The 9978-nt window shown below is 42.1% G+C and carries 9 protein-coding genes; 8 read left to right on the forward strand and 1 reads right to left on the reverse strand.

What is annotated here, in order from left to right; all coding sequences use genetic code 11:
* The first annotated feature begins 21 nt into the window (after positions 1-21).
* The 3 genes from JXR81_02330 to JXR81_02340 all read left to right on the forward strand — a co-directional run bounded on the left by JXR81_02330 (position 22) and on the right by JXR81_02340 (position 3057).
* Positions 22-429: a HEPN domain-containing protein gene (locus JXR81_02330; protein ID MBN2753684.1), complete on the forward strand. Its 408-nt coding sequence runs from the start codon at positions 22-24 to the stop codon at positions 427-429.
* A 436-nt stretch (positions 430-865) separates the two neighbouring features.
* The gene (locus JXR81_02335) at positions 866-1666 is read left to right on the forward strand and encodes a sulfite exporter TauE/SafE family protein (protein ID MBN2753685.1); all 801 of its coding nucleotides are present in this window, start codon (positions 866-868) and stop codon (positions 1664-1666) included.
* Positions 1667-1761: 95 nt separating this feature from the next.
* On the forward strand, positions 1762-3057 hold the full coding sequence (locus JXR81_02340) for a methyl-accepting chemotaxis protein (protein MBN2753686.1): 1296 nt from the start codon (positions 1762-1764) through the stop codon (positions 3055-3057).
* Positions 3058-3519: 462 nt separating this feature from the next.
* On the opposite strand, the gene JXR81_02345 is transcribed toward JXR81_02340, so the two are convergent.
* Entirely contained in the window at positions 3520-4056 is a 537-nt protein-coding gene (locus JXR81_02345; protein MBN2753687.1) for an epoxyqueuosine reductase QueH, read from the reverse strand.
* Between the two features lie 262 nt (positions 4057-4318).
* Between JXR81_02345 and JXR81_02350 the strand changes: the two genes are divergently transcribed.
* From JXR81_02350 to JXR81_02370, 5 genes are all read left to right on the forward strand, one after another.
* On the forward strand, positions 4319-5539 hold the full coding sequence (locus JXR81_02350) for a homoserine O-acetyltransferase (protein ID MBN2753688.1): 1221 nt from the start codon (positions 4319-4321) through the stop codon (positions 5537-5539).
* A 2-nt stretch (positions 5540-5541) separates the two neighbouring features.
* Complete coding sequence (gene metW, locus JXR81_02355) at positions 5542-6225, forward strand: methionine biosynthesis protein MetW (protein ID MBN2753689.1); 684 nt, start codon at positions 5542-5544, stop codon at positions 6223-6225.
* 136 nt (positions 6226-6361) lie between these two features.
* Positions 6362-6907, forward strand: a complete 546-nt coding sequence (locus JXR81_02360; GenBank protein MBN2753690.1) for a DUF3575 domain-containing protein — start codon at positions 6362-6364, stop codon at positions 6905-6907.
* Positions 6908-6967: 60 nt separating this feature from the next.
* Positions 6968-7240, forward strand: a complete 273-nt coding sequence (locus tag JXR81_02365) for an HU family DNA-binding protein (GenBank protein ID MBN2753691.1) — start codon at positions 6968-6970, stop codon at positions 7238-7240.
* Between the two features lie 266 nt (positions 7241-7506).
* Positions 7507-9801 (forward strand): OmpA family protein, encoded by a 2295-nt coding sequence (locus JXR81_02370; GenBank protein MBN2753692.1) that lies wholly within the window; start codon positions 7507-7509, stop codon positions 9799-9801.
* Positions 9802-9978 lie beyond the last annotated feature (177 nt).

Consider the following 9978-nt stretch of genomic DNA (forward strand, 5'->3'; position numbering starts at 1 on the left):
GTAAAAACAGAGGGGATAGAGATGGAAAAGTACAAGTTCAGGCAGGTTGATAAACATTTATACATTAATTTTTTAAGGCGTTCCGAAGAATGCCTTAAAAACGCGAAAAGGGCCTTCGATAATAACGAAATAATGTCCGCTCCAATAAGCGCTGTTCATTGCTGCATATCCGCGTTGGATGCGTTATGTGTAAACCATATGCGAAAAAGGCATGCAGGGTATAATCACGAAGACGGAGTAAAATTTATATATGGTATTAATACGATAAAAAAAGAAGATCTGGAAACAATAGGTTCAAAAGCCATGAAAGTTATTAAGATGAAAAATATGGCGGAATATGAAGAAAGAATTATGAAACCAAAAGAAGCTGAAAAAATGATTAAAGACTCTGAATGTGTGCTTGAAATGGTAAAAAAATATATAGGATGAATTACGGATAAAAGCCGCAGGGCATGGATGTAAAAGCAAATTAAGCTGTAAGAATATAAGCATAAGTGGATAAAAGATTTTATCAAGCATCCAAGTTTTATATTTACAGGGGTTGGGGGTGTTTTTTCAGCACGCGCCGCAAATTGGTGTCCTTGCATTCAAACAGACTTGAAATCAACAGATAAGTTAATTTATTGGCAGCCGTGAACCCGCGGCATATGCGTGTATGCCGGCGCAGCATTAAACCGCCACTGCCGCGAACACACTATACTTACGCGGCGCATACTGAAAAAACACACCCAACCCCTGTAATAGAATATGTGGTAACTTAATCGAATTGTATTTTGCTGTTTCTTTTATGTTTGATTTTTTTCCGTCCCTCGGTATTTAATACATACCATTTGATTTTTTGCGGGATTTGGGGCAAAATAAAGGCATGAAAAAAATACAATTATTTGTTTTTCAGATATTTTTATTTATTGCGTCAGTTCCCTTGTTTGCGGAAGACGGGCATGACCACGAAGGCAAACTTGGCGCGATACACGAAGCTATAGAGGCCTTAAAAGACGGCAGCCCCGGCGCGTTCTGGGGGGTTGCTTCCATCCTGTTTATTTACGGACTGCTTCACGGGGTGGGGATGGCGCATGGCGGGATAATAGTTCAGGCGTGGGTGGTTGCTTCTAAAAGAAAATTTTCAAATGTTTTAATTGCTTCTTTTATGACAGCTGTTTTTCATGCTTTATCCGCTTCTGTTGTTGTTTTTGGCACGTGGCTTCTTTTAAAAACCACAGTGCCTGTTGAAAGATTAAATGAAATTATGAAGTTTGTCGCCGGCGGAATTACAATAAGCATAGGCGCTTATATGCTTTACAGTTTTATTATCGCAAAGATAAAGCATGTGTGCGCCCACTGCCATGACCACGACCTTGAAAAAGACGGGAATCCTTTTCTGATTGCTTTTAACGCCGGAATAATACCCTGCCCGGTTACAAGCGGAATTATTGTCACTGCTATAGCTCTGGGGCTTATAAAACAAGCTGTCTGGTTTATGCTGATTTTTATGACAGGAATGGCGCTTGCCACCACCGCGGTTTCGCTGGCGGTATGGTTTGTAAGGGAAAGGGCAGTGGGAGAAAAGTTTAAAAAGGCCGGCCATATTATAGAAGACATTCTTCCGGTATTAGGCGCCGCTGTTTTCATTATTATAGGGATAATTGTGATAGGGTCGCCCATATAAAAAACAGGCAGATAATTCAAATATTATATGTTATTATAAGAAATAACAAAGGCCATAACTGCCTTAAATAAAAAAGTCATGAAAGGCGTAAATAAGTGGTCAAACTGAACAGAGAACAGAAAATCACGGTTTTTTTCGGCGCTGCGGCAGTTTTGCTTTTTATAGCCGCCATTATAGGATTAATGCAGTGGCTTGAAAAAATAAGCGCGGGGCCCGCCGTTTTTATCCTGCTTGCGTTTGCAATATTTGCCCTTGCCGGCTTTATAGGGCTGGAACTGCGCAAACTGTTTGCTGAAAACAAAAAACTTCATAACATTATCCTTAATCAGTCAATAGGCCTGGGCGATTATTTTCAGGTGATTGACGCCCTGTCAAAAGGCAATTTAAGCGTTGCCGCAAATGAAAAGACCGGCGACGAAATGATGAATGAACTTGGCAAGAAGACAAACATTCTTATTCAGGCCGAAAAAAAGATGACTTACTGCGCCAAACAGATCGCGGAAGGCAACCTTAATACGGATGTCTTTATGCGTTCAAAAGAAGACCAGCTTGGAATCTCCTTTAAAAAAATGGTTGAAAGCATAGAAAACCTTCTTAATGATATCAAATCAACATCAAATTTTTTAAGTGAATCATCACAGGAACTTGCAAGGGTTTCAGAAGATTCAAGAAATGCCACGGAACAGGTTACGGAAACAATGAATCAGATTTCCGGCGCCAATCAGGTAATAGCGGAAACAGCGCAGACTGTGGCGGAATCTGCCAAGAATACCAGTGAAATGTCCAAGAGCGGCAATGAAATGGTCAGCGGCCTTTCTGATAAAATGAAATCCATGAAAGATTCCGTGGAAAAAGATTCCAATATAATCCGCCAGCTTGGGGAGCGCGCTTCTAAAATAGGCGATATTGTAAAGGTTATTCAGGAAATTACATCACAGACCAACCTGCTTTCTTTAAACGCGGCTATAGAAGCGGCGCGCGCGGGGCAGGCAGGCCGCGGTTTTGCCGTTGTAGCCACAGAAGTGGGTAAACTTGCGGATGATTCCGCCAAGTCCACAAAGGAAGTTACCAAAATTTTAAAAGAAATTCTTCAGTTTTCAGAACACGCTGCCAGCATAACAGAAGAGACAAACAAGACCGCCAATGAAGGCATGGAACTTATGGAAAACGTGGACAGAATGTTCGGCGATATTACAAAATCAATTGAAGATGTTTTCATGCAGATGGAACAGGTGGCAGCGGCAACGCAGGAAGCTTCCGCCTCATCAGAACAGGTGTCATCAGCCGCGGAAGAACAGGTTGGCCACGCCCAGCAGGTGGCAGAAACCGCTTCAAAGATGTCTGAAACCATTTCAATACTCTCTTCCCAGATGGAAAAATTCAAAATTTAAAAACTTGTTTTATTACTCCTGATTAAAACACACCAAATCCTTGTTTTGTTTTTATTGAAATGGTTTGTTTCTGTCGTGGTAGGCGCGCCTTTTAAGGCGCGGCAGTAGATTGATTTTTACTTCCATCCCTCTGTCCCTCTGTGCATCCGTCCATCCGGTTTACAGGGTTTGGGTATGTTTTTTCAGCACGCGCCGCAAATTGGTAATCTTGCATCCAAACAAACTTGAATTCAACAGGTAGGTTAATTCATTGGCAAACGGGAACCCGCGGTATATGCGTGTATGCCGGCGCAGCATTAAACGCTTCTGCCGCATACATACTGTACTTGCGCGGCGCATACTGAAAAAACACACCCAACCCCTGTTGTGTAACCTGCGATAACTTACACGAATTTTGTTTTTATGTTTGTCTTTACTTCCGTCCCTCTGTGCATTCGTCCCTCCGGCTTACAGGGCTTGGGTTTATTTCCTTGTTGAAAACTCACACCCGCAGTAATTCTGTCTGTAAAGCCCGAACTCTTTGGACATCATGATGGATTTTTTAAAGCCATCTTTCTTTTTAAAATCAGATTCGTAATATTTAACGCCATGTTTTGCGGCCGCATCCTGTCCAAGCTTGTTTATCAGCGCCGCATCTTTATGGGGCGAAATAGTAAGGGTAGACGCGAAAATTTCAAGCCCAAGTTCCCTGCATTTTCGTGCGGCTTCCATAAGCCGTATTTTAAAGCATATATCGCAGCGTTTTCCCCCTTCGGGTTCGTTTTCAAACCCTTTTACCGCTTCAAAAAACCTGTCCGGGTCATAAGGCACTTCTTTTATATCTTCAATGGCCATTTTTTCCGCAAGCTGAGCCATGGCGCCGCGGCGTTTGTCATACTCCTCCTGCGGGTGTATGCAGGGGTTGTAAAAATATGTAACAACTTCGTATCCGGCTTCGCGCAGCGCAAGTGTACTGTAAGTGGCATCCGGCGCGCAGCAGACAAGCAGCAGTATTTTCATCCTTTAATTCTCCTTATCATATAATATGGTTATGTTATCACAAAATAACGGAGGGTATAAGATAAAAAAATCCTGACAAAATTTTATATGTGTGTAATTTTGTCAGATAAAGCAATCAGGACTGATAAAGCGCAGGCGGCAGTGATAAGAGCGGGAAATGTATTTGAATATTTCATTATTTTTTCTTGTATTCCTCCGTGAATATGTTAAATTATCAATACAGAATAAAAAAATTCGTGTAAAGGAGAGTGTCGCGCGGTAAATGGAAAAACCCCCCGGTAATATACAAACTGTAGTTAAACCGCAGTTTTTCACATTCGGCGCGCCTCCCAACGAACTTATCCTTGAAAGCGGGCAGAAACTTGGCCCTGTAACCCTTTCCTATGAAGCATACGGTGAACTTAATAAAGATAAGACAAATGCTATTTTAATCCTGCACGCGCTGTCCGGTGACGCGCACGTGGCAGGCTATCTTGAAGGGCAGAACAAACCCGGCTGGTGGGACCTTATGGTGGGCCCCGGCAAGGCAATGGACACCAACAAGTATTTTGTTCTGTGCTCCAATGTTATCGGCAGCTGTTATGGCTCCACAGGGCCGTCTTCTATTAACCAAAAAACCGGCAAACCTTACGGTTTGTCATTTCCCATAGTCACAATATCTGATATGGTAAAAGCGCAAAAGGCGCTTTTAGATTCTCTTGGTATCAGCCAGCTTGTCACGGTTATAGGCGGATCCATGGGCGGAATGCAGGCAATAGAATGGACGCTGCAGTTTCCGGATGTACCTAAAAGCGCGATAGTAATTGCTTCATGCGCGGCTTTATCCGACCAGGAAATCGCGTTTGATACAGTGGGCAGAAACGCCATAAAGTCCGACACGGAATGGCAGAACGGCGACTATTACGGCAGTGATAAAAAATTAAAAGGGCTTGCCATAGCAAGGATGATAGGCCACATTACATATTTAAGCGAAGAAGGAATGGCGGAAAAATTCAAGCGCCGGCTTCAGAGCGGGGAAAAGAACTTAAGTTATAAAATCAGGTACGAAAAAGAAGTGCCGTGTACCACGGGTTCCACCGTTTTTGACAAGGATTTTGAAAGGGAGTTTGCGGTAGAAAGCTACCTTGCGTATCAGGGAGAAAAATTTGTAAAAAGGTTTGACGCCAACAGCTACCTTTATATAACAAAAGCAATGGATTACTATGACGCCGCGGTTAAGTGGGGCGGCGGCTCATTAAAACAGGCGATGAAACGCACCAAAGCGGAATTTCTTCTTATCTCTTTTACTTCGGACATGCTTTTTTCCCCTGCCCAGTCAAAGGCAATAGTGGAAGCGCTAAGGGTGAACAATAAAGACGTGTCCTACATAGAAATTGACAGCAAGCACGGCCATGACGCTTTTCTTTTAGAAAAAAAGACGATGAATGAAAATAAAATTTTGTCACAGGCAATAAAGAATTTCTTATTACATTCAAGGACATAGCAGTGAATGAAAAAATAAGAGTGGAAGTAAAAACATATGATTCGGAAAGGCTGAAAAAACTTACAATGGACAGGCAGGCGTACGAAAACAGGATAAACGAGGAAATCTCCGCTGTCATAGAAGACAAGGCAAGGGTGCTTGACCTTGGGTGCGGCAATGGTGACCTTTTAAAGTTATTAATGGATAGAAAAGATATTTACGGGCTGGGTATTGATATCAGCACGGAAGCCGTATTGAACTGCGTGAAAAAAGGCGTGTCTGTAATTCAGGAAGATATAGACGAAGGGCTTTCACAGTATAAAGATAAATCATATGATTATGTAATAATGACAGAAACAATGCAGGCGGTACAGCGCCCTGACAGCGTTTTGCAGCACATTGTGCGTATAGGGTCAAAAGCAATTGTGTCTTTTCCCAATTTTGCCCACCATTCAATAAGATTCGGACTGTTTTTCAAGGGAGTCATGCCCAAGACGTCAAAGCTTCCGTATGAATGGTATAACACGCCCAACATCAGGCACCTTACAGTTAAAGACTTTAAGGAATTCTGCGCGAAGAACGGAATAAAAATATTAAAGGAAATTTATCTTGTTAAAAACGGAAAAAGAATGCGCAGAAAATCTTTTTTTGCCAATTTTTTCGCCGAAGACGCGCTGTTTATAATACAGAAAAAGCAGTACATCTGAATCTGAAATAAAAAATACGTTATTTCCTAAGAAATAATAAACAGTGTTTGCTGTAAAGCCCGTAAACATTGATTTTTTTGTTGACCTGCCTGTTATAGTGTGTTATAAAATAGTCAATTAAAATAAGGAGGGCAAGATGGGAAAAAAAGCAGCAGCAATTGTTCTGATTTTACTTATGGTATTTTCCACTGTATGTATGGCTGAAAAAACAGAAGAACAGATGTATGACAATGTAATAAGCGTAAATGTATGGCCATATCTTGGCGCGTTTTTTAATCTGGGATATGAAAGAAAGATAATTGATAATTTAAGCGTAAGGGTAAGGGGTTTTTACTGGGGAATGAACCAGGCAGGCTGGGGGCTTATGGGATACGGAGCGGATATTTTCTTTCATCCGCAGAATAAAGCTCTGGTTGGATGGTTTGTAGGGCCAAGGTTTGATTCGTGGGTGGCCTCATATTCGGAAAATGGTGAGACGGCAAATGGCGCCCTTTATTTTCTTGGGCTTCAGGCAGGCTACAGATGGGTATTTGAAGGCGGTTTTGAAATGGGTATATCTTTGGGCGGAATGAAAAATTTTGCAGCGTCAATTACATCACCGGATGCCAATTTTGATGTGGACCCGCCTTTCAGCGGCGTAATTCTGCCTTCTTTTGATTATGAACTTGGCTGGGCTTTTTAATTTAAAAAAACGATATTATTCAATAAAAAGAACCACAAAATTATCAGGAGGTAGTGCAGCATGACGAAAAGCCAGATGATCGCAGCAATTGCAGAAGAATCAAAGCAGAGCAAGAAAGAAGTTAACGCGGTTCTTGACGCGTTTAACGAAGTGGTTATCAAGACCCTTAAGAAAGAAAAAAAGGTTAAGCTTCAGGGGCTTGGAATTTTAGCCGTAAAGAACAGGAAAGCAAGAATGGGAAGAAACCCGGCCACAGGCGCGGAAATCAAGATACCTGCAAAGAGAGTTGTAAAATTCAGGGTAGCAAAAGATCTTAAAGATAAGGTGCTATAGTAGCTTTTTTTTAGACAAAGTACTTTAATAGTTAATTGCCTGAAAAAGGCAATAAACTGTAAGATAAGAATCCCGGTTCCCGAAAGGGCGCCGGGATTTTTTTTATTTATGCTGCAGGGTATTATTTATGATATATTTATAATGTATTTGAAGGATAAAGAAAAACCTTTTATTTAGGGATACGCGTTAAACACGGCGAAGCGCGATTTTCGTAAAATAAGGGGTTTACGGCAGTATTTATGTGTTAATAAATTACAGGGGAAAAATTGAAAAAAATTCTTTTTATTTCAGTTTTAATAGCTGCGGCGGCGTGTTTCACGCAGGCTTCAGAATTCAGCGATGATATGCTTAAATCGCCCGGAGTGCGCGCTTCAGGGCTTGCGGGCGCTTTTTCCGCGGTGGCTGATGATTATTCGGCGTTTTACTGGAACCCCGCGGGATTATCCCTTTTGGATACTGCAAGCGCCAATATCTTTTACCATTCAATTTTCAAAAATACCCAGTCTGATTTTGGTTTTTCTGTTTTTTATCCCGGACCCCAGGATATAGGTTTTTCCGCCGCTTATATAAGCACATCTTACGTGTCTTCAATTTTTCAAAAAAACGTTTTCTATCTTTCCGCCTCCGCGATAATTGACAAAGCAAGGGAATTTTATCTTGGGATAAATTTTAAAGGTACAAACATATCCGCGCCGGACTACGATTTAAGCGCTTTTGTACCAAGTTTAAATGCCGGGGTAATGTATATACCTTTGTACCTTGAGAAAAAAATGCGGTTTGCCTTTGTCATAAATGATCTGGATACAAATGCTGAATGGAATAACGGCGTAAAGGAAACGATTCCGTATTTTGCAAGGTTTGGCGCGTCATATTTTTTTGATGATTCCGCTTTTGCATCGCTTGACCTTAAATATATTTCAGGCCTTGCTGGCAATGAAGGCTTTGGGGTGCACCTTGGGGGCGAAAAGACATTTAAAAATGAGGTTGCGGGTAATTTTGGTTTCAGGGCCGGGTTTGCCTGGGAATCTGTTTATGAACCGGGTATTACGCTTGCTTTTGGAGCATCATACGCAAGGAAAGAATTTAAAGTGGATTATGTTTTTCTGCCGGATATGAGGGGGTTCGGGGAAACCCATAAAATAGACGCGGCGTGGTTTTTTGGCGATTTAATAGAAAAAGAAAAAGAAGAGAAACCGTCCGCTATAACTGCTGAAACAAAGACAGAAGAAAAAACTGCCGCTGTTCCGCAAGACGCGTACGCGCAGGCTTCTCTTTCAATTTCCTCAAAATATATTTCTCCCGACAAGAACGGCGTTAATGACATTATAAAGTTTGTTATAAAAGACGCGCCTTATGATCCGGGCAATACTGTGACCACGCTTGAAATATTTAATTCCATGAATGAAATTGTGCGGAAAATAAAGTACACGGGAAACGTGCCTCTGTCAATGGAATGGAACGGGCTTAATGAAGAGGCAATTGAATTAAATGACGGAGATTATACCGCGCGTGTGACCATTATGTCAGGTGAAACGCTGCTTTGGCAGAAGGCAAGGGTGGTAACGGTGGACAAGACTCCGCCCGTATTTGATTTATATCTGGAACCAAAGGTTTTTGCGCCGGGGCCTATGACAGTGATAAAAGAGATGTCTATAAGCATAGAATCAAAGTATACAGATATAAAATCCTGGCAGTTTTTTATAAAAGATGACGCCGGGCATACTATAAAGAAGATAACCGGTGAAGGGTTTACTTCCAGGCTTATGTGGAACGGAAAAGACGCGCTTTCAAATTACGCCAAAGACGGCGGCTACAGGGCGCAGCTTTTCCTTGAAGACCTTGCGGGAAATAAATATGACGCTTCGGAAAGGTTTATAATAAACACAGAAAAGATAAAATTCAGCGTCAACACTCAAAACGTAATATTTAAACCCGGCAGGGACAGCGTTACGGTTAACGTTAAATTCCCTGAACAGGAGGTTTTAAACTGGTCAGCGGATATAACCGACGGCGCGGGAAATGTAATGGCGGAATTTAACAATAAACCACCGGGCATTAAAAGCATTGTATGGGACGGCACCAACAGTAAAAATCAGTTTGTTACCGGCGGCAGGGGCTACAGGCTGAACGTGAAAGTTATACAGAAATCCGGCGTGCTGTCGGAACAGAAGAGCCTGCTGCAGGCAGATCTTCCGGAATTTAAGGCCACAGGCATAAAACTGATACTTGCCGCGGTAAAGTTCCCGGCTAATGACGCATCCATTCCAATTGAAGAATATAGCGCTTTAAACCAGGCGGCAGAAGCGGTAAAACAGTACGCGCAGGGATACAACATATTCATAAAAGGTTTCTCCGTTGATTCCAATGATCCGGACAGAAATCTTAAAATGTCGATTGACAGGGCAAGGCAGATTGCGGACTATCTGTCTGAAGGCAAAGGCATTCCTGCCGAAAATATATTTATTGTTGGGTATGGTGACGGAGAATACGCGGATGTTTCCATCAAAGAATCCGCTCCTGCAAAGGGAAACAGGGTGGAAGTTGAACTGCTGACAGAGTGATTTGGAGGGACGAAAGATTACCTAACCCATAAACTAATATCCCATATCTCATAAAGTGAAATAGTGCGCTCTGAAGGTTGCGGTTATTGCAACTAGTAACGGTTTTATGTTTGCCTTTACTTCTGTCCCTCTGTGCGTCCGTCCCTCTGTGCATCCGTCCGTCTGCTTTACATGGCT

This window comes from Candidatus Goldiibacteriota bacterium, from assembly GCA_016937715.1.
In the GTDB taxonomy this organism is placed as follows: domain Bacteria; phylum Oederibacteriota; class PGYV01; order PGYV01; family PGYV01; genus PGYV01.